The sequence below is a fragment of the Enterobacillus tribolii genome (assembly GCF_003363015.1).
GTDB classification, from domain to species: domain Bacteria; phylum Pseudomonadota; class Gammaproteobacteria; order Enterobacterales; family Enterobacteriaceae; genus Enterobacillus; species Enterobacillus tribolii.
The window spans coordinates 75696-94872 of the sequence record NZ_QRAP01000002.1 but is presented as its reverse complement, the minus strand read 5'-3'; the positions used below and the strand labels follow the sequence as shown (position 1 = coordinate 94872).

Below are 19177 nucleotides of genomic sequence, written 5' to 3'. Positions count from 1 at the left end.
CAGTTGGATTATCAGGAAGCCGTTGCCGTTTATATAGTGTCGGACTTCAACAATTTCAATACGGAATTCAAATCTACCATCGCCAGCAGCGATGGCGGCGGTGATTTTACCCGATCCGGACACAGGCGTTCGACGTCTGCCAGTAATTGAATGGCGCGCCCGACGGTCCAGTCCTCGCTTTCGGCGTTCAGTTGCCCGGCCAGCCAGTGTGCTGCCCGGGCAGTATTCGCATTTTCTTCCGTGCCCAAATAAGCCAGAAATGCGGGCACCAGTTGCGGCAGGTTTTGCTGGCGCAACGGCAAAGGCACGGCGCGCAGCGTCGCCCGCTGTCGATCCAACTGAATCTCAATGCCGAGTTGCTGCAAAATCGCCGCCTGTTGCTGCGCGCCAAGCAATTCCGGCCCGTTCAGCGTCAGCTTAACCGGAATCAACAACGGCTGCGGCCGCAGCCCATCCTCTCCCGGCGTCAGCTGCGCCTCGCGCAGGTAGCGCTCCGCCACATCCAGCGCCAGCAAGGCCACGCCCCGCGGATGTTCAACCAGCGCAAAACGCCCGGCATGAATCATCAATACCCGGCCGAAGCTGGTGTCGCCGAAGCCGGGCAATGGTTCGTCGCGGGAGACGACCGGTTCGCGCACGGCAGGAGGCGGGGTTGGCGAGGGTTCCGTTTTCATCAAACGCTGGTAAAGCTCGCCTTCCCGTTTCTGGTAGCGTTCTCCTTCACGCACTGGCGGCGTGAAACCCGCAGCACGCTGACCAGAAGAAGCACGACCGGGCGAAGCGCCGTATCCAGGCTCGCTTTCACGCGCCGCGCTCTGGCCGGAGGGTTGACGATTAAACTGATTAACGCCCGCCGCAGCCCGGTTTTCGGGTTCCCACACCGGCGTTTCCTGCCCGTCGCCGATGGGCAGCGCCGGTTTCGAAGCCTGCTGCAACACCGTCAAGACGGCCTGATAGATAAAATCATGCACCAGCCTGGCCTGATGAAAACGAACCTCGTGCTTGGCCGGATGGACGTTGACATCGACCTGATGCGGATCGACCTGAAGATACAGCACGTACGCCGGTTGTTGATCTGCGCTCAGCAAGTCCTGATACGCCTGGCGGATGGCGTGCGTAATCAGCTTGTCGCGCATCATACGGCCGTTCACGTAGCTGTATTGCATGTCCGGCGGCTGACCGGCGGCGCGCGGGTCGGCTACCCAACCGCGGATCGCCAGTTCGCCGTGCTCCCACTCCAGCGCCAGAGCGTGTTGCAGGAACGGGCTACCGCAAATAGCGCCCAAACGCCGCTCTTTCGCCGCACCCTCCGCCACCGCACGATACTGGCGGACCAGCTTGCCGTTGTGATGCAGGTTCAGCGCTACGTCGAAACGCGCCAGCGCAATACGCCGGATCACCTCGTCGATATGCGTGAACTCCGTTTTTTCCGTACGCAGGAACTTGCGCCGCGCCGGCGTGTTGTAGAACAGATCCAACACTTCAACCGTCGTCCCTACCGGGTGCGCGGCAGGTTTCACGCTGACCGCCATGTCGCGGCCTTCGGCATAAGCCTGCCATGCTTCGTTTTGATCCCGGGTACGCGACGTCAGCGTCAGGCGCGAAACCGAGCTGATGCTGGCCAGCGCCTCACCACGAAAGCCGAGGCTCATAATCGCTTCCAGATCGTCCAGCGTGCTGATTTTGCTGGTCGCATGGCGCGCCAGCGCCAGCGCCAGCTCATCCTTCCCGATGCCGCCGCCATTATCACGGATACGGATAAGCCTGGCGCCGCCGCGCTCTATTTCGATATCAATGCGGGTCGCCCCCGCATCCAGGCTGTTTTCGACCAGTTCCTTCACCACCGAGGCCGGGCGTTCAACCACTTCGCCGGCGGCAATCTGGTTGGCGAGCTGCGGGGGTAAAACCTGTATCGGCATCGGTTATCCTTACTGTTTTATGACTGCGGAATAATCAGCCGCTGTCCTAGCTGCACGTCACTGGATTTCATTTTGTTTGCTTCGCGGATCTTACTCATGCTGACGCCGTATCTGGCGGCAATGTTCGTCAGCGTGTCTCCGCGCTTCACCGTATGAGTCACTTTCCTGCTCTTACCGGCAGCCGGCGCGCGGCTCTGCGTTGCGGCCGCACCCGCCGGCACCTTCAGACGCTGCCCGATCCAGACACCGTCCTTTTTCAGGTTATTCAGTTTCATCAGGGACGTCAGGGTGGTGCCGTAACGGTTGGCGATCCCCAGCAACGTCTCTCCTGCCTTAACCACGTGAACCTGCGTCCGGCCCGGCGCCGCAGAGACGCCGGTACGGGATGATTGCGTCGTTTTTTGCTTGCTTCCCTGAGCTTTACTACCGGCCGCCACTACTCCCAGCGGCCGGTTTTCGACCTTTGGGTCGGATTGCAACGGGTGCGCGATAAAGTAGCTGCGTACCCCCTTATAAATCGCCTGCGCGACCTTTTCCTGATAATTACTGCTGCCCAGCAACCGCTCTTCACCCGCGTTGCTGATAAAGCCCGTCTCCACCAACAGCGAAGGAATATCCGGCGACCTCAGCACGCCAAGGCTGGCATGCTCCGGCCGGCTCTTATGCAGATCGCCGACCCCACGCAGTTGGCGCAATACCTGCACCGCGACGTCATACCCTACCCGTTGCGAATGCCCGAACTGCAGATCCAGAACCGCCTGGCTGAGATATTTATCGTCGCCGCTGTTGGCCAGCACGTCACCCGCGCCGCCCAGCAACTCAGACTGTTTCTCGTGTTGCTCCAGCCAACCGGCCATTTCACTGTTGGCACGGCGGTTGGACAACACCCACACCGAAGCGCCGGTCGCGCTGCGGTTAGGCGCGGCGTCGGCATGGATGGACACCAGCAGGTTAGCCTGCTGCCGGCGCGCAACGTCCGAGCGGCCCATAACGGAGATGAAGTAATCTCCGTCGCGGGTCAGCACCGGTTTAAACATCGGATCGCTGTCCATCAGCGTTTTCAGGCGGCGGGCAATCGCCAGCGTGACGTTTTTCTCACGCAGCCCATTGCCGCCGATAGCACCGGGATCCTGCCCGCCATGGCCGGCATCGATCGCCACCACGACCCGATTCGTGGAGGAACCGCCGCCGCTCGGCCGGGTAACCGGCACGGCGGGAATGTCCGCCTCCGTCGCAGCCAGCGGCTTAGAACCCTGATTAAACGGATTCGCGCCCTTCGGCGTGCTGGCGCGGGCCGGGGCGGCAGTACCCGCCGTACTGCGGGCGGGCTGACGACTGGTTGTAGCCGCCGCCGGGCTGCGCGTGGACGAGGTTTGCTCCGCCGTCAGCGTAAAAATAACCGTATTGCCCTGCGTCACGGCACGGGCGCGGGTTTTGCGCGTCATATCGAAAATCAGGCGCACCTGATTCTCACCCTGCGCGTCGCCGGCGCGAATGCGGCTGAGCAGATTTGAACCGCTGAAATTCATCGGTAAGCCGCCGGTGATACGCCGGCTGTCGCTGATGTCTACCGTCACCCGATTCGGGTTGTGCTGCGTGGCATGCGAATAAACCGGAGTACCGCTGAAACTCAGCGTGACCCGCGCTTCACTACTGCCGTTAGAAACCTGGATATTGGTAATCTGTGCGCCCTGAGCGGATGTTATCAGCAGCATCCCGAGCAAAAGCGGCCACAACAACGCGCTTATTCGTTTTCCTATGTGAGCCATCCGTGGTTAACCCCGTGCCGCGCTAAACGCAGTCAGTAATTGCTCACCCCAGGCGCTTTCCGCCCGTAACACGGCCTGGCGGCCCGTTCCCTGATAGCTGAGCGCCAGGGAAACGTCAGGATCGGGCAGCACGCCCGCGCCCTGTACCGGCCATTCTACCAGGCACAGCGCATCGCCGGAAAAATAGTCCCGGATCCCCATAAATTCCAGCTCTTCCGGATCGGCCAGGCGATATAAATCGAAATGGTAAACCGGCATCGGCTCCAGCATATAGGGCTCAACCAGCGTATAGGTCGGGCTTTTTACGTTGCCCTGATGACCACGGGCCTGAAGAAAGCCACGGCTGAAGGTGGTTTTTCCCGCGCCCAACTCGCCGGAAAGATGAATGACGGTAGCGCGTTCACACGCCTTCGCCAGGGCAGCGCCCAGCGCAACGGTCGCCGCTTCATCCGCCAGAGGTAAAACGATTTCTTTCATAGCAATATGCTTATTACCTGTTCTTGTTATCAACCGGTCTCAGGGATTAACCAGCAGGGAAATCTCCGGCAGCAAGTCCGTCGCAATCATTCCCCGCTCCCCGTTTTTTTCCGCCACGCGATCCGCGGCGGCGCCGTGTACCACCACGCCGGCGCAGGCCGCGCCATAGGCCGGGAGTTTTTGCGCCAGTAAACCGCCGATAATACCAGAGAGTACGTCGCCCATCCCACCGCTTCCCATGCCGGGGTTGCCTACGTCAGCGACGGAAATCCCGTCCTCCCCGGCAATCAGCGTTCCTGCGCCCTTAAGCACCACCACGCCGCCGTAACGACGCTGCAACTCTCTGACAGCGGCCGGGCGATCACGTTCAACCTGCGCCACAGAACTTTTGAGCAGGCGCGCGGCCTCGCCCGGATGCGGCGTCAGTATACGGTTTTGCCGCACATCCGGCTTCTGCGCCAATAAATTTAACGCATCCGCGTCCCACAGCGCCATTTTATTGGATTGGCGCGTCAGTTCCAGCGCCTTCTGGCCCCAGACATCCTGGCCCAATCCGGGGCCGATGACGATAACATCCGCCCATTCCAACGAGGCCCGCAGCGTCGTCGCAGTCAGTTCCTGAGCCATCAGCTCCGGGCGCGCCGTCAGCAGCGGACCAATATGTTCATTGTGAGTAAGCACTCGCACCAAACCCGCCCCGCTGCGCAACGATGCCTCGGCGGCCATACGAATAGCGCCGGCCATACCATGATCGCCGCCGATCAGCAGCAGACGGCCATTTTCACCTTTGTGAGAACAAGGGCGCCGCGCAGACAGCCAGCGGGATACATCGCTGCGGTCCCAGCGGGACATCGGCACCGGCTCACCGGCCAACCACGTTTCCAGCCCTAGGGCATCGCAGTGCAGGCATCCGACCCAGTCGCGCGCCTGCCCGGTCAGATGCCCCGGCTTGAGGCCGATAAACGTCTGGGTATGCGTCGCCCGCACGACGCTACCAGCAGCATAGCCGGTGTCCGCGTCCAGGCCAGAGGGAATATCCAGCGCCATTACCGGCGCCGGATGGCGGTTTATCGCCTCAATCAGGGTGTCATAAGGCGCGCGCGGCGCGGATTTCAGCCCGATGCCAAGCAGGCCGTCAATGATAAGCCCCGCCTCCTGCGGCAGCGCCGGCCCGGCGACCGCAATTTCGCCCCCGGCGCGCAGCCACGCTTCACGGGCCTGGGATGCTTCCGGCGGCAACGGACGCGCTCCTGCATCCACCGCCATCAGCGTAACGTGAATCCCGGCGGCGCGCGCCAGGCGGGCGACCACGTAGCCGTCGCCGCCGTTATTTCCATGCCCGCACAGCACCAGCCAGCGGCGCACCAGAGGATAGTATTGCCGGCAGCGGTTAAACGCCGCACGGCCTGCGCGTTCCATCAGATGATAGAGCGTCAGGCCCAGCGTCTCCGCGGCCCGAACTTCACCCTCTTTCATCCAGTCCGCAGGATAAACAGAGTGTGGTAAACTTGGTACGACCCTTTTCGGATACCGGCTCATCATGTCTTACCCCCTGGATCTCAATCAGCTAGCCCAACATATCAAGCAATGGGGGCAATCACTAGGCTTTCAGCAGGTCGGCATCTGCGATACCGATCTTAGCGCAGAAGAGCCGCGCCTGCAGGAATGGCTGGATAAACAATACCATGGAGAAATGGCATGGATGGCGCGCCACGGTATGATGCGCGCCCGTCCGCATGAACTGCTGCCCGGTACGCTGCGGGTGATCAGCGTGCGGATGAATTACCTGCCCGCCAAAGCCGCCTTCGCCAGTACGCTGAAAAATCCGCGCCTGGGCTACATCAGCCGCTATGCCCTGGGGAGGGACTACCATAAGCTGCTGCGCAATCGTCTGAAAAAACTGGGTGAGATGATTCAGGAACATTGCACTGACACCAATTTCCGCCCTTTCGTGGATTCCGCACCGCTGCTGGAGAGACCGCTGGCCGCTAAAGCCGGTCTTGGCTGGGTGGGTAAACACTCACTGCTGCTCAACCGCGACGCAGGCTCCTGGTTCTTTCTTGGCGAGCTGTTGATCGATTTACCTTTGCCGGTGGACTCCCCGCAGGGGGAACAATGCGGCCGCTGCGTAGCCTGCATGACGACCTGCCCGACCGGCGCTATCGTCGAACCCTATGTGGTCGACGCACGCCGTTGCATTTCTTACTTAACCATCGAACTGGACGGCGCGATCCCGGAAGAATTCCGCCCTCTGATGGGCAATCGTATTTATGGCTGTGACGACTGCCAGATGATTTGCCCCTGGAACCGTTTTTCCCAACTGACCGACGAAGAAGATTTCAGCCCCCGCCGGCAGCTTCATACCCCGGAATTGCTGACGTTGTTTGCCTGGGATGAAGCAACATTTCTGAAAGTAACGGAAGGCTCGGCCATCCGGCGTATCGGCTATGCACGCTGGCTGCGTAATATCAGCGTAGCGCTGGGTAATGCTCCTTACGAAGAGCAAATTTTTGTCGCATTACGGGCAAGATTAGGAATATCGGCTATGCTGGATGAGCACATTATATGGGCGATGGAACAACAGAAAATAAAACGCGCAGCTCAGGGTATTGAAGTGCTCAACAGCCAGCAAAACCGGCTGGTCCGGGCCGTTGAAAAAGGGCTTCCCCGCGATGCATAACACTCCGCATATAGCTGCGTTTATAGTGTGAAATTCTGCACGCCTTTGCCTGTGCATAAAAATAGAATTGCTTTGTTATTCAAAACGCAGAGAAAGGGCAAGTGATCCAGATAGCATTTCGGGCCTAAAAATAATCCCTTACTTATTAGCCAGTTACATAATTCTCTTTCCCTGGATCACATTTCCCGGGGAACACGTCATCACGCCACTGTCTGTGGATAACTCTGTTCATGGAATTTTCGGCTCCTCTTGGGAAAAGAGGAAGAAAGCGCTTATCCGGATGACGGATAATTTAACGAATTGACATGATGAGAAAATTGGAGCGGGAAACGAGACTCGAACTCGCGACCCCAACCTTGGCAAGGTTGTGCTCTACCAACTGAGCTATTCCCGCTGAGTGATGCTTCTGGCACCGACACCATAACGATAACGGCGTTTTGAATTTTGGAGCGGGAAACGAGACTCGAACTCGCGACCCCAACCTTGGCAAGGTTGTGCTCTACCAACTGAGCTATTCCCGCAATGGCACTGCTTTTTTTATCCGGCCGTAACACGACCTTCTAAATTTGGAGCGGGAAACGAGACTCGAACTCGCGACCCCAACCTTGGCAAGGTTGTGCTCTACCAACTGAGCTATTCCCGCACACTGCGTACCTTGCAGACAGGCATTTTGCGCTCACAATTCTGCATCGGTACGGGGTGCGCATTATACGAGAATTTCAGTGCGCTGCAAGCCCCTCCCCGGAAAAAACCTGCTAACGCGTTCGATTGCCGATAAAAACGCCATGACGGATAAATTATCGGCAACCATCGTTCAAACATCGCGCAGGCCGGGCATCACAGCTTGATAAAGTGTTCCCGGTAGTAAGCCAGCTCCGCCACCGACTCACGTATGTCATCCAGCGCCTGATGGGTATTACGCTTTTGAAAACCATCAAGAATCTCAGGCTTCCAGCGCCGCGCCAGCTCTTTCAGCGTACTCACGTCCAGATAGCGGTAGTGAAAATAGGTTTCGAGTTCCGGCATATAGCGAAACAGGAAACGGCGATCCTGCCCCACACTGTTGCCGCAGATCGGCGAACGGCCGGCCGGCACCCACTGACGCAAAAACGCCAGCGTTTTTTGCTCCGCCGACGCATCGTCGTCCCGGCTCTCTTTCACCCGCTGTACCAGGCCGCTGCCGGTATGGGTGCGCACGTTCCACTCATCCATCAGCGCCAGTTGTTCGTCGCTCTGATGCACGGCCAGCACCGGACCTTCAGCCAGAATATTCAGGTTCGCATCGGTCACCAGCGTGGCGATCTCAATAATCCGATCCCGTTCTGGATCCAATCCGGTCATTTCCAGATCGATCCAGATCAAATTGCTCTCATTCGTACTCATTACACCCCCACTCTCCACTACATCAGTTCCCGTGTATGATATTCTTTTTAGCCGTAACGGGCGATAAATGCCGGTAGTTCAAGCAAAGCGAGGCTGAGTGAGTAAACAAAAGCTGTCTAAGGGGCAACAACGCAGAGTACAGGCCAACCATCAGCGCCGTCTTAACCGGGCGGAACCAAAAGGGGAGCCTGATGATTCGTTGTTCGGCGAAGCGCAGGATGGCATCGTCGTCAGCCGCTTTGGCAAACATGCGGATGTCGAGGCCAGCGACGGCCGGCAGTATCGCTGCAATATCCGCCGCACCGTTCCCTCCCTGGTCACCGGTGACCGCGTGGTATGGCGCGCTGGCGCGCAGGAGGGCGTTAAAGGCATTGTTGAAGCGGTGCATGAACGCACGTCGGTGCTTTCCCGCCCGGACTATTACGACGGCGTGAAGCCTATTGCCGCCAATATCGACCAGGTCATCGTGGTTTCCGCTATTTTGCCCGAACTTTCGCTCAACATGATCGATCGTTATCTGGTGGCGTGCGAAACCCTGGAGATCGAGCCGCTGCTGGTACTGAACAAGGTGGATCTGCTGGACGATGAAGGCCGCGCGTTCGCGCAGTCCGCCATGGATATCTACCGCCATATCGGCTACCGCGTTCTGATGGTTTCCCGCTACACCGGCGAAGGGATCGCCGAGCTGGAAGCAGAGCTGGCCGGACGAATCAGCATTTTTGCCGGGCAGTCGGGCGTGGGTAAATCCAGCCTGCTGAACGCATTGCTGCCCGCGGAAGAAGACGGTATCGACGTAGGCGCGGTGTCCGACAACTCAGGGCTCGGGCAGCACACCACCACCGCCGCCCGCCTGTACCACTTCCCCTCCGGCGGCGATGTCATTGACTCGCCCGGCGTACGGGAATTCGGCCTGTGGCACCTCGACCCGGAACAGGTGACCCGCGGCTTCATCGAGTTCCGCGATTACCTCGGCGGGTGCAAATTCCGTGACTGCAAACACGACACCGATCCGGGCTGCGCCATTCGCGCCGCGGTGGAACACGGAGAAATCGCCGAAGAACGTTTTGAAAACTATCACCGGATTCTGGAAAGTATGGCGCAGGTCAAAACGCGTAAAAACTTTTCCTCTTCCGATTAAGATGACGTAAAGGTTGCCGGAAGTGCCGTTCCGGCGATGGAAAAACCCCCTGCGACGTGTTAAAAAGCAGGCCGGATACGCTTTTAATGACACAATCAAGAGGTTAACGTGCTGGACAGCATCAAGATCAGACTTCAGTATTTACTCCCGAAACAAGGCCTGACCCGGCTGGCAGGCTGGGGCGCAAACAAACAGGCGGGATGGCTGACTAAAACGGTCATCAAAGCGTTCGTCGGTTTTTACAAAGTCGATATGCAGGAAGCACGTCATCCCGACGTCAGCCACTACCCCACTTTTAACGAATTTTTCGTGCGCCCGCTGCGCGACGGCGCCCGCCCCGTCGTTGAGGGCGCTGACGAGCTGGCTCTGCCCGCCGACGGCGCCATCAGCCAGCTCGGCAAGATTGAGCAGGGCAATTTATTACAGGCTAAAGGCCACAATTTCTCCCTTGAGGCTTTGCTGGCCGGCAACTATCTGCTGGCGGCGGAATTTGCCGACGGCCTGTTTGCAACCACGTACCTTTCTCCGCGCGACTACCACCGGGTACATATGCCCTGTGACGGTCGTCTGCGGGAAATGATCTACGTTCCCGGCGATCTGTTCTCGGTGAATCCCCTGACCGCCCGTAACGTCCCTAATCTGTTCGCCCGCAACGAGCGCCTGATCTGCATCTTTGATACCGAATTCGGCCCTGTGGCCCAGATTCTGGTAGGCGCAACCATCGTCGGCAGCATCGAAACCGTCTGGAGCGGCACGATTAACCCGACGCGTGAAGGCATCATCCGCCGCTGGACCTACCCGCAGGAAGGCGAAAACGCGGTTATCCTGAAAAAGGGCGAAGAAATGGGACGCTTCAAGCTCGGCTCCACCGTGATTAACCTGTTCGCGCCGGAGCGCGTTGAACTGAATAGCGCGTTGACCGGGGGAACCGTCACCCGGATGGGCGCGCTTTTTGCCCGCCGGAAGCGCGGCGTTCAAGACGGCGAATAAGCGATCGGCCGGAAAACGGCCGGTTGATGTATCAATGCAGTGAAGGAATACCTCATGCGCCTGATTACCTCCTGGCTGATAACCGGGTTGCTATTGTTATCCCTTCCGGGCATTGCTTTTTCCGCCCTCAATGAAAAGCAGATCACGCAGGAGCTGCAGCAGGCGGAAGCAAACAAAACCGCGGCTAATCAGGCGGAGATCGTCGAATCCCTGCAAAGCGCGCTGAACTGGCTGAACGAAAGCAAGGAGTCAGCCCAGCGCGCCAATCAATACCAAAAAGCCATCAGCGACTTTCCCAAACTGACCAACGAACTGCGCCAGCAGCTCAACGAGGAAAGTACGCCCGCCCCAACCAATACCGAGCTGTCCGCCAGCGACGCAGAGCAACAGGTTTTGCAGCTCAGCAGCCGCCTGCTTGAAGTATCACGTCAGTTACAGCAGGAACAGGACCGTTTACGGGATATCAGCGACTCCTTAAGCCAATTGCCGCAGAAACAGACCACGGCACGCAAGGAACTGACCGAAGCGGAGCGCCGTCAGCAGGGCCATACCGCCACCTCCACCGCGCTCGGGCAGGCGCAAACGTATCAAATTCAGGCAGAGGTCGTCGCCCGCAAGGCGTTGGTCGATGAGCTGGAGCTGGAACAGCTCTCTGCCAACAACCGTCAGGAACTGTCGCGCCTGCAGGCCGAAGTGCTGCGTAAACGTCATGAGCGGCTGGATGCGCAGCTACAGGCCCTGCGCAATACGCTGAATACCCAGCGTCAGCGCGAGGCGGAACAGGCGCTGGAGAGCACCCAGTTGCTGGCGGAACAAAGCGGGGATTTGCCCGCCTCCGTCGCCGAACAGCTCAAAATTAACCGGGAGCTCTCCATTGCCCTGAACCAACAGGCTCTGCGCATGGACGAGCTGGCAACCCAGCAACGCACGGCAGCTTCACAAACGTTGCAGGTGCGTCAGGCGCTCAGCACCCTGCGCGAACAGGCTCAGTGGCTCGGCGTTTCTGCCGTGCTCGGCGAAACCCTGCGGGCGCAGGTTTCCCGGCTGCCGGATATTCCGAAACCGCAGCAGTTGGACAACGACATCGCTAAAGTCCGGGTTCAGCGCCTGCATTTTGAAAACCTGCTCGACAAAATGCAGCCGGTCGACAGCTTTCGTCAGGAGCTTGGCGAACCGCTGACCGCGGAACAACAGCGCATCCTGACGCCGCTGCTGAAAACGCAGCGGGAGTTGATCAACTCCCTGCTCTCCGGCTGTGACAGCTTGATCCTCGAACTGACCAAACTGAAAGTCGCGAACACCCAGTTGAGCGATGCCCTGAACGAGATCAAAGAGGCGACTCACCGTTACCTATTTTGGGCGGCGGACGTAGACCCGATAAACCTCTCCTTCCCGTTGCAGTTTCTGCAAAACCTGCAACGGCTGCTGTCGCTGGATACGCTGTCGCAGCTCAGCCGCGCCTTCCTGATGATGCTGAGCGGCAGCGAAACGCTGCCGCCGCTGTTCGGCGCCCTGCTGTTGGTCGGCTTCAGCATTTACTCCCGCCGCCACTATAATGCGTTTCTCGATCGCGCCAGCAGTAAAGTGGGAAAAGTTACCCAGGACCATATTGTCCTGACGTTACGTACCGTTCTCTGGTCGATTCTGGTGGCGTTGCCATTGCCCGTGCTGTGGGCGGCGGTCGGATACGGACTGCGCAGCGCCTGGCCGTACCCGGTTGCCGTCGCCATCGGCGATGGCGTAACCGCCGCGCTGCCCGTGCTGTGGATCCTGATGATCGGCGCGGCGTTCGCCCGGCCGAACGGACTGTTCATCGTCCATTTCCGCTGGGGGGAAACGCCGGTTAAGCGCGCCATGCGCTATTACCAAATGTCCGTCTGGTTGATCGTTCCTCTGCTGATGGCGCTGGTCACCTTCGACAACCTTGATGACCGGGCCTTTGCCGGCACGCTGGGACGCGTTTGTTTCCTGATGCTCTGCATCGCGCTGAGCCTGCTGACCATCACCCTGAAACGCGCCGGCATCCCGCTCTATCTCGACAAAGAAGGCAGCGGCGAAAACATCATTAACCATGCCCTGTGGTGGCTGCTGTTGTGCGCGCCGATTCTGGCCGCCCTGATGGCGATATTCGGCTACCTCTCCACCGCGCAGATTCTGCTGGCGCGCCTGGAAAGCTCCGTGGCGATCTGGTTCTTCCTGCTTATCATCTATTACATCGTGCGCCGCTGGATGCTGATTCAGCGCCGGCGTATCGCCTTTGATCGCGCCAAACAGCGCCGGGCGGAGCGTCTGGAGAAGCGAACCAAAAACGAGGAAGAAAGCGCCCATCAGAGCAGCAATGAGGGAAGTCAGGACAGCATCGAAGAGCCGGTGGTCGATCTCGACGCCATCAGCGCGCAGTCGCTGCGGCTGGTGCGCTCAATGATGACCATGATCGCGCTGGTTGCGATGATCCTGCTGTGGTCTGAACTGCATTCCGCATTCTCTTTCCTGGAAAACATTCATCTGTGGGAAGTCACCACCACCGTGAAAGGCGTGGACAGCATCCAGCCCATCACGCTGGGCGACTTGCTGATCGCCATTCTGGTGCTGATCGTCACCATACAGTTGGTCAAGAACCTGCCCGCCCTGCTGGAGCTGGGCCTGCTGCAACACCTGAGCCTGACGCCGGGCACCGGTTACGCCATCACCACCATGACCAAATACGTTCTGATGATCATGGGCGGGCTGGTCGGCTTTTCTTTATTGGGGATCGAATGGTCGAAGCTGCAGTGGCTGGTGGCCGCGCTGACCTTCGGCCTCGGCTTCGGCCTGCAGGAGATCTTCGCCAACTTTATTTCCGGCCTGCTGATCCTGTTTGAAAAACCGATCCGGATCGGCGACACCGTGACCATCCGCGATCTCACCGGCACCGTCACCAAGATCAATACCCGCGCCACCACGATCTCCGACTGGGACCGCAAAGAAATCATCATGCCGAACAAGGCATTCATCACGGAGCAGTTCATCAACTGGTCCCTGAGCGACGCCGTTACCCGCGTGGTGCTTACGGTTCCCGCTGAAGCGCAGGCCAACAGCCAGGAAGTCTCGGAGGTGCTGCTCAATGCCGCACACAACTGCTCCCTGGTGCTGGATACGCCGCCGCCGGAGGCCTATCTGGTCGATATCCAGCAAGGCATACAGATCTTCGAGCTGCGTATTTATGCTTCCGAGATGTCTCACCGTATGCCGCTGCGCCACGAAATCCACCAGCTGATTCTGGCCGGATACCGCTCACACGGCCTGACGCTGCCGTTCCCGCCGTTCCAGGTCAGCATGGACACCCTGAACCGGGCGCGGGGAAGTATGCGCCGGCCCTACGTTCAGGGCAGTCAGTAAAAACAACAAAGGGCCGTAAAGGCCCTTTGTTTTCTCTGCGTTTCCGTTATGCGCGCTCAACGGTAAACGCCATAACCTCGCTGATGGTTTCCGCCTTCAGCGCCAGCATGATCAGACGATCGATGCCCAACGCCACGCCGGAGCAATCCGGTAAACCGTGTTCCAGCGCTGCCAGCAGATTTTCATCGATCGGATGCTGCGGCAGATTCATCGCCATACGCTTGCGGTTATCCTGCTCAAACCGCTGACGTTGTTCCTGTGCGTCAGTCAGCTCATGGAAACCGTTCGCCAGCTCCACGCCCCTGAAATACACCTCAAAGCGCTCCGCCACACGGTGATCCTCGGTGCTGATTTGCGACAGCGATGCCTGAGACGCAGGAAAGTGATACACGAACGCCGGCCGTTCACGCCCGATATGCGGCTCAACGCCCATGGTGAACAGTAATTGCAGCAGGGTATCGCGATCTTCTTCACGATCGGCAATATTGCTCAGATCCAGTTTAGCCGCCACTTCCCGCAGTTGGGTTTTATCCGCAGACAGCGGATCAACGTCCAGGTGGCGAATAAACGCCTGCTGATAAGAAAGCGTTTCCGCGCTGTCGCACTCCAGCACCTGCTGCAACAGATCGTCCACCTCGTTCATCAGGCGGTACATATCATAATGAGGGCGATACCACTCCAGCATCGTGAATTCCGGATTGTGATAGCGGCCGGACTCTTCATTACGGAAATTGCGGCACAGTTGATAGATCGGCCCGCTTCCCGCCGCCAGCAGGCGTTTCATATGATATTCCGGGCTGGTCATCATATACAGCGTCATGCCTTCCGGCGTTCCCGGCCCGACGTAGCGGGTCTGAAAAGGGAAAAGATGAATGTCCGTCACCGTCGCCTGGCTCATCGCCGGGGTGTCCACTTCTAAAACGCCGCGATCGGCGAAAAAACGACGGACGGTAGACATAATTGCCGCGCGCTTCAACAAATTGGCGATGGGGGCACTCGGTTGCCAGCTTGCCGTTTCGCTCATGACGATTCACTCCGATATAAAACAGGGTGTGCAGTCTACCCGTATCCCCGCCGGCAAACAATTGCAGCTCGCTTTCACAGGGGATTATGATATTTAGCGCTATAATAATCTGCTCCGGACGTTCCCGGAAAATAAACCTGCTGAGATCACGTTTTCTACAAATCGGCTCTGTTACGGGTAATCAAAGTGGGCAAAACAATCGATCACGTCAATTTTAAGCTACTTCCTGTTAGGTATAATTTGCTAATACGAATATATAACCATAACCATTCCATACGAGCTAAAAGAAGCTAAACATTAGAAATTCGTCAACTCTTCTCTTAGTGCGTCAGGAATGGTTATTCGTTTTATTTTTTATGTTGAATACTTGGAGGAATGCAGTGCAAACCTTTAACGCAGACCTTGCCATCATCGGGGCTGGGGGTGCTGGTTTACGTGCGGCGATTGCCGCGGCGGAAGCCAATCCCCAGCTAAAGATTGCGCTGATATCGAAAGTCTACCCGATGCGTAGCCACACCGTGGCCGCAGAAGGTGGTTCTGCCGCTGTCACACAGGCTCACGACTCGTTTGAATACCATTTCCATGACACCGTCGCTGGCGGCGACTGGCTGTGTGAACAGGATGTCGTCGATCACTTCGTGCATAACTGCCCGCGTGAAATGACGCAGCTGGAGCAATGGGGTTGTCCCTGGAGCCGTAAACCCGACGGTTCCGTCAACGTGCGCCGCTTCGGCGGGATGAAAATCGAACGCACCTGGTTCGCCGCGGATAAAACCGGCTTCCATATGCTGCACACCCTGTTCCAGACCTCGCTTAAATATCCGCAGATCCAGCGCTTTGACGAACACTTCGTGTTGGACATCCTGGTTGACGACGGACAGGCCCGCGGCCTGGTCGCCATCAATATGATGGAAGGCGAGATGGTGCAGATTCGCGCCAACGCAGTCGTGCTGGCTACCGGCGGCGCCGGTCGCGTTTACCGTTACAACACCAACGGCGGCATCGTCACCGGTGACGGCATGGGCATGGCGTTCAAACACGGCGTTCCGCTGCGTGATATGGAATTCGTTCAGTATCACCCGACCGGCCTGCCCGGCTCCGGCATCCTGATGACCGAAGGCTGCCGCGGCGAAGGCGGGATCCTGGTTAACAAAGACGGCTACCGCTATCTCCAGGATTACGGAATGGGCCCGGAAACCCCGCTGGGTCAGCCGAAGAACAAATACATGGAACTGGGTCCGCGCGACAAAGTTTCCCAGGCCTTCTGGCACGAATGGCGTAAAGGCAACACCATTTCAACGCCGCGCGGCGACGTGGTCTACCTCGACCTGCGTCACCTGGGCGAGAAGAAGCTGCTGGAACGTCTGCCGTTCATCTGTGAACTGGCGAAAGCCTACGTCGGCGTCGATCCGGTGAAAGAGCCGATTCCGGTACGCCCGACCGCGCACTACACCATGGGTGGTATCGAAACCAACCAGCAGTGCGAAACCAGAATCAAAGGGCTGTTCGCCGTGGGCGAATGCTCCTCTGTTGGCCTGCACGGCGCTAACCGCCTCGGCTCCAACTCCCTGGCTGAACTGGTGGTCTTCGGCCGCGTTGCGGGCGAGAACGCCCTGCAGCGCGCGCAGGAAGCCCAACCGGCCAACGGTACGGCGCTGGATGCACAAGTGCGTGACATCGAAGCCAACCTGAAAGCCCTGGTTAACCAGGAAGGTAACGAAAACTGGGCCAAGATCCGCGATGAGATGGGCATCTCCATGGAAGAAGGCTGCGGTATCTACCGTACGCCGGAACTGATGCAGAAGACCGTCGATAAACTGGCGGAGCTGAAAGAACGCTTCAAGCGCGTCAAGATCACTGACACGTCCAGCGTATTCAACACCGACCTGCTCTACACCATCGAGCTGGGCCACGGTCTCAACGTCGCCGAATGTATGGCGCATTCAGCCATTAACCGCCGCGAGTCGCGCGGTGCGCATCAGCGCCTGGATGAAGGCTGTACCGAGCGTGATGACGTAAACTTCCTGAAGCACACGCTGACGTACATTGATCCGCAGGGCGGCGCCCCGCGCATTGAATACAGCGATGTGAAAATCACCACCCTGCCGCCGGCCAAACGTGTTTACGGCGCGGAAGCAGAAGCTCAGGAAAAGAATAAGGAGCAAGCGAATGGCTGAGATGAAAGTCCTGCAAATAGAGGTCATGCGCTATAACCCGGAAAAGGACGCCGAGCCGCATTTCGTGACCTACGACGTACCTTACGACGAGGCGACGTCATTGCTGGATGCGTTGGGCTATATCAAAGATAACCTGGCTCCTGACCTCTCTTACCGCTGGTCATGCCGTATGGCGATTTGTGGTTCCTGCGGCATGATGGTTAACCGTGTACCGAAGCTGGCCTGTAAGACCTTCCTGCGTGATTACACCAGCGGGATGCGCGTTGAAGCGCTGGGTAACTTCCCGGTTGAGCGCGACCTGGTGGTCGACATGACTCACTTCATCGAGAGTCTCGAAGCCATCAAGCCGTACATCATCGGCAACAACCGCAAGACGGAAGAAGGCCCCAACCTGCAAACGCCGGCGCAGATGGAGAAATACCATCAGTTCTCCGGCTGCATCAACTGTGGTCTGTGCTACGCCGCCTGCCCGCAGTTCGGCCTGAACCCTGAGTTTATCGGCCCGGCGGCAATTACCCTGGCGCACCGCTACAACCTCGACAACCGCGACCACGGTAAGAAAGAGCGTATGCCGGTGCTGAACACCCAAAATGGGGTCTGGAGCTGTACGTTTGTCGGTTATTGCTCTGAAGTCTGTCCGAAGCACGTCGACCCGGCCGCTGCCATCCAGCAGGGCAAGGTAGAAAGCGCCAAAGACTTCATGATCGCAATGCTGAAACCGCAATAAGGGGAGGACGGAATCCATGACGACATCGACAAAACGTAAACCCTATGTGCGGGGAATGGCACCGAACTGGTGGCAGAAGCTGGGCTTTTATAAGTTCTACATGCTGCGTGAAGGTACGGCGCTGGGCAATGTCTGGTTCAGCATCGTGCTGATCTACGGCCTGTTCTCACTGAAAGGCGGCATGGCGGGATGGGAAAGCTTCGTCGGCTTCCTGCAAAACCCGCTGGTGCTGGTGCTTAACATCATCAGCCTGCTGATGGCGGTACTGCATACCAAAACCTGGTTCGAACTGGCGCCCAAGGCAGCCAACATCGTGGTTCACGATGAAAAAATGGGGCCAGGCCCGATGATCAAAGCCCTGTGGGCCGTAACGATCATCGTTACCGCGATCATTCTGGCCATAGCGCTGCTGTAACCGATTAAGGAGAACATTGTGGATAACAAAGCATACAAACGTTCTGACGAACCGGTTTTCTGGGGCATGTTCGGCGCTGGCGGCATGTGGGCCGCCATCGTCGCGCCGGCAATCATCCTGCTGGTTGGGATCCTGCTGCCGCTGGGCCTGTTTCCCGGAGATGCGCTGAGCTTCGAGCGCGTACTGGGCTTCTGTCAGAGCTTCATCGGCCGGGTATTCCTGCTGCTGATGATTATCCTGCCGCTGTGGCTTGGATTGCACCGTCTGCATCACATGATGCATGACCTGAAAATTCATATCCCGGCTGCTAAGTGGATATTCTACGGACTGGCGACCATCCTGAGCGTCGTGACGCTGATCGGCGTTTTCACGCTGTAATTGCGCCATTAACGGAAAAAGCCTCCCGCGGGAGGCTTTTTTATTTCTTCAGCGGCATCCTCAATGGGTACTGAATTTCAGTCCCAGAATGCCGACGATAATCAGACACAGGCTGGCGATACGCGCCAGGCTGGCTGATTCCCCCAACAGCACGATGCCCATAATTGCAGCCCCTACCGCGCCGATCCCCGTCCAAACGGCATACGCCGTTCCCGCTGGCAGGGTTTTCATCGCGTGCGCCAGCAACACCATGCTGGCGACCATCGCAACAATGGTGATAATACTCGGCGTTAAGCGGGAAAAACCATGGGTGTATTTCAGGCCAATGGCCCAGACGACCTCAAGCAGCCCGGCGATAAATAAAATAATCCAGGACATAACGAACTTCCGGTAACAGGAGAGGGCCGTCCCTCGTTACTATGATACGTACACGGGTCGTCCCGCGTAGTCAGAGATGGTGTCACGCCAGCAATGGCGTCACACGGATAAGATTACTCTATTCCGGCGTAAAAGTTAACTCCGCCCGCCGGAGGGATAAAGGGCGCGAATACTCAACCTTTCGCGCCCGTCACATATCGGATTTATTACTGCGCGCTACGTTGAATCGCCTGACCACCTGCTTCTACATCCTCTCCCGCGCCGTGCACGGTATTGCAGCCAGCCAACGTCGCCATAACCAGCATGGAACAAACAAACGCAATGCATTTTTTTATCATCTTGCC

Annotated in this window: 16 protein-coding genes and 3 tRNA genes; 8 read left to right on the top strand and 11 right to left on the bottom strand. The window is 58.1% G+C overall.

Annotated elements, in window-relative coordinates; translation table 11 throughout:
• Window positions 1-29: 29 nt before the first annotated feature.
• Genes mutL through nnr form a run of 4 tightly spaced genes read right to left on the bottom strand, consistent with a single transcriptional unit; the run spans window position 30 to window position 5707 of the window.
• Entirely contained in the window at window positions 30-1919 is a 1890-nt protein-coding gene (gene mutL / locus C8D90_RS05105) for a DNA mismatch repair endonuclease MutL (RefSeq protein WP_115457355.1), read from the bottom strand.
• Between the two features lie 17 nt (window positions 1920-1936).
• Window positions 1937-3634, bottom strand: coding sequence for an N-acetylmuramoyl-L-alanine amidase AmiB (amiB, locus tag C8D90_RS05100; RefSeq protein WP_407920637.1), 1698 nt, complete (start codon window positions 3632-3634; stop codon window positions 1937-1939).
• A 60-nt stretch (window positions 3635-3694) separates the two neighbouring features.
• Window positions 3695-4165 carry a tRNA (adenosine(37)-N6)-threonylcarbamoyltransferase complex ATPase subunit type 1 TsaE gene (gene tsaE / locus C8D90_RS05095; protein WP_115457353.1) on the bottom strand — a complete coding sequence of 157 codons (471 nt, stop codon included), beginning with the start codon at window positions 4163-4165 and terminating at the stop codon, window positions 3695-3697.
• Between the two features lie 39 nt (window positions 4166-4204).
• On the bottom strand, window positions 4205-5707 hold the full coding sequence (nnr, locus tag C8D90_RS05090; protein WP_115457352.1) for a bifunctional ADP-dependent NAD(P)H-hydrate dehydratase/NAD(P)H-hydrate epimerase: 1503 nt from the start codon (window positions 5705-5707) through the stop codon (window positions 4205-4207).
• Between nnr and queG the strand changes: the two genes are divergently transcribed.
• On the top strand, window positions 5706-6845 hold the full coding sequence (gene queG, locus C8D90_RS05085; protein ID WP_115457351.1) for a tRNA epoxyqueuosine(34) reductase QueG: 1140 nt from the start codon (window positions 5706-5708) through the stop codon (window positions 6843-6845). The two genes, nnr and queG, sit on opposite strands and share 2 nt — an antisense overlap.
• 318 nt (window positions 6846-7163) lie before the next feature.
• Here the strand turns inward: queG and C8D90_RS05080 are convergent.
• From C8D90_RS05080 to orn, 4 genes are all read right to left on the bottom strand, one after another.
• Window positions 7164-7239 (bottom strand) — tRNA-Gly (locus C8D90_RS05080).
• 51 nt (window positions 7240-7290) lie between these two features.
• Window positions 7291-7366 (bottom strand) — tRNA-Gly (locus C8D90_RS05075).
• Window positions 7367-7412: 46 nt separating this feature from the next.
• Window positions 7413-7488, bottom strand: a tRNA-Gly gene (locus tag C8D90_RS05070).
• Between the two features lie 194 nt (window positions 7489-7682).
• Complete coding sequence (orn, locus tag C8D90_RS05065; RefSeq protein ID WP_115457350.1) at window positions 7683-8228, bottom strand: oligoribonuclease; 546 nt, start codon at window positions 8226-8228, stop codon at window positions 7683-7685.
• A 97-nt stretch (window positions 8229-8325) separates the two neighbouring features.
• On the opposite strand from orn, the gene rsgA reads away from it, so the two are divergent.
• From rsgA to mscM, 3 genes are all read left to right on the top strand, one after another.
• Window positions 8326-9366 (top strand): small ribosomal subunit biogenesis GTPase RsgA, encoded by a 1041-nt coding sequence (gene rsgA, locus C8D90_RS05060; RefSeq protein WP_115457349.1) that lies wholly within the window; start codon window positions 8326-8328, stop codon window positions 9364-9366.
• Between the two features lie 108 nt (window positions 9367-9474).
• Window positions 9475-10356 carry an archaetidylserine decarboxylase gene (gene asd / locus C8D90_RS05055; protein ID WP_115457348.1) on the top strand — a complete coding sequence of 294 codons (882 nt, stop codon included), beginning with the start codon at window positions 9475-9477 and terminating at the stop codon, window positions 10354-10356.
• A gap of 54 nt (window positions 10357-10410) precedes the next feature.
• Window positions 10411-13734, top strand: coding sequence for a miniconductance mechanosensitive channel MscM (gene mscM, locus C8D90_RS05050; protein ID WP_115457347.1), 3324 nt, complete (start codon window positions 10411-10413; stop codon window positions 13732-13734).
• Window positions 13735-13780: 46 nt separating this feature from the next.
• On the opposite strand, the gene epmA is transcribed toward mscM, so the two are convergent.
• On the bottom strand, window positions 13781-14758 hold the full coding sequence (gene epmA, locus C8D90_RS05045) for an elongation factor P--(R)-beta-lysine ligase (RefSeq protein WP_115457346.1): 978 nt from the start codon (window positions 14756-14758) through the stop codon (window positions 13781-13783).
• A gap of 380 nt (window positions 14759-15138) precedes the next feature.
• Here epmA and frdA point away from each other — a divergent pair, with 380 nt between their 5' ends.
• From frdA to frdD, 4 genes are read left to right on the top strand one after another with little or no spacing between them, the layout of a single operon-like run.
• Complete coding sequence (gene frdA, locus C8D90_RS05040) at window positions 15139-16935, top strand: fumarate reductase (quinol) flavoprotein subunit (protein ID WP_115457345.1); 1797 nt, start codon at window positions 15139-15141, stop codon at window positions 16933-16935.
• Complete coding sequence (locus C8D90_RS05035) at window positions 16928-17662, top strand: succinate dehydrogenase/fumarate reductase iron-sulfur subunit (RefSeq protein WP_115457344.1); 735 nt, start codon at window positions 16928-16930, stop codon at window positions 17660-17662. The genes frdA and C8D90_RS05035 overlap by 8 nt, the downstream gene beginning before the upstream one ends.
• A 16-nt stretch (window positions 17663-17678) precedes the next feature.
• Entirely contained in the window at window positions 17679-18077 is a 399-nt protein-coding gene (gene frdC, locus C8D90_RS05030) for a fumarate reductase subunit FrdC (protein WP_115457343.1), read from the top strand.
• An 18-nt stretch (window positions 18078-18095) separates the two neighbouring features.
• Window positions 18096-18455 carry a fumarate reductase subunit FrdD gene (gene frdD, locus C8D90_RS05025; protein ID WP_115457342.1) on the top strand — a complete coding sequence of 120 codons (360 nt, stop codon included), beginning with the start codon at window positions 18096-18098 and terminating at the stop codon, window positions 18453-18455.
• A gap of 60 nt (window positions 18456-18515) precedes the next feature.
• Here the strand turns inward: frdD and sugE are convergent, their stop codons facing one another.
• The gene (gene sugE / locus C8D90_RS05020; protein ID WP_115457341.1) at window positions 18516-18833 is read right to left on the bottom strand and encodes a quaternary ammonium compound efflux SMR transporter SugE; all 318 of its coding nucleotides are present in this window, start codon (window positions 18831-18833) and stop codon (window positions 18516-18518) included.
• Between the two features lie 206 nt (window positions 18834-19039).
• Entirely contained in the window at window positions 19040-19171 is a 132-nt protein-coding gene (locus C8D90_RS05015; RefSeq protein WP_115457340.1) for an entericidin A/B family lipoprotein, read from the bottom strand.
• Window positions 19172-19177 lie beyond the last annotated feature (6 nt).